This window comes from Stenotrophomonas sp. SrG, assembly GCF_050031795.1.
GTDB lineage: Bacteria > Pseudomonadota > Gammaproteobacteria > Xanthomonadales > Xanthomonadaceae > Stenotrophomonas > Stenotrophomonas rhizophila_A.
Genome location: NZ_JBNBBE010000037.1, coordinates 1 through 1,222 on the forward strand (window position 1 = coordinate 1; position 1,222 = coordinate 1,222).

Sequence of the window (1,222 nt, forward strand, 5' to 3'; positions counted from 1 at the left end):
TGTGGTGGTCAAGTTTTTCTGGACACTCTCAAGGGGCGTTCAGGCCACCTGCGCTTCGTGGAGCGCAGGCGGTACCAGGCCGTTGGCGTTATGCAGCCGGCGCTGGTTGTACCAGTCCACGAACTTTTCGATATCTGCCGCTGCCTCGTACCGTGTGGGGTACTTGGCGTACAGCCATTCTCCCTTGAGGGTGGCGAAAACCCGCTCTACGACGGCGTTGTCCCAGCAATTTCCCTTGCGGCTCATGCTCTGCGTAACTCCGTTGTCGCGCAGGATTTCGGCCATGGCGTGGCTGGTGTACTGCCGGCCTTGATCGGAGTGAAAAAGCAGGCCCGCTTTGGGACAGCGCTGCTTCAATGCTCCTCGCAACGCCCTGACGGCCAGCCAGGCATTTGCTTCATGGGAATGAGCCCATCCCACGATCCGTCGGGCATATAGGTCCACAACAATCGCAAGATACAGCCAGCCCTGCTGGGTCGGGATATAGGTGATGTCGCCTGCCCATACTTGGTTCGGTGCCTCCGGATTGAACTGACGATCCAGCACATTGGGAACGGTCAGGGCCTGTGGCCCAAGGCTTTGATACTTATGACGCTTGTGTTGCCGGGCCCTCACCCCGGCCCGGCGCATCAGCGTGCGGGCCCGGTACCGGCCAACCTGCAGCCCAATGTTGGCCAATTCCTTGGCCATACGGCGCGACCCACAGCTGCCCCGATGCGATTTGTGAATGCGCCTCACCAGGTCGACCTGGCTCAGTAGCTCGTGGTCGATCTGTTCCTGTCGACCCCGCCAGGCGTAGTAGCTGCTGCGCGGGTAGTCCATCAGCTGGCAGACCAATCGGATCGGAGCAGCCTTCCCCAGTTCTTCGATCACTTGTTCCGGCGATCGTTGTCCCGAACGAAGAAGGCTATGGATTTTTTTAGTAGATCGCGCTCCTCCTTGAGCCTTCGATTCTGGGATTCCAGCTCTGCAATCCGGGCCTGAGGGTCAATCGGCGGCCCCTCGGCGTCGGGGTTGTGCTTCCGCTGCCATTGATCTATCCAGCGCCTCAGCGCGGTTGGGCCGACCTCCATCAGCTGGCAGACCTCTCTTACCGTCTGCCCCTCCACCACGACCAGGCGCACGGCCTCGTCTCTCATACCTTGGGTTATCTGTCTTGCCACGGGTCACCTCGATGCTTGGATTGATCCTATCGAGTGTCCAGCCGGATTAGACCACCTCA

General features: G+C 60.1%; 2 protein-coding genes. Both read right to left on the reverse strand.

Translation table 11 applies throughout. The annotated features are described in order from the left end of the window. Window positions 1-39: 39 nt before the first annotated feature. Window positions 40-873, reverse strand: a complete 834-nt coding sequence (locus ACQG3P_RS18875; protein WP_426805887.1) for an IS3 family transposase — start codon at window positions 871-873, stop codon at window positions 40-42. Further along, window positions 870-1,124, reverse strand: a complete 255-nt coding sequence (locus ACQG3P_RS18880) for a transposase (RefSeq protein ID WP_217539425.1) — start codon at window positions 1,122-1,124, stop codon at window positions 870-872. The genes ACQG3P_RS18875 and ACQG3P_RS18880 overlap by 4 nt, the downstream gene beginning before the upstream one ends. Between the last annotated feature and the right edge of the window lie 98 nt (window positions 1,125-1,222).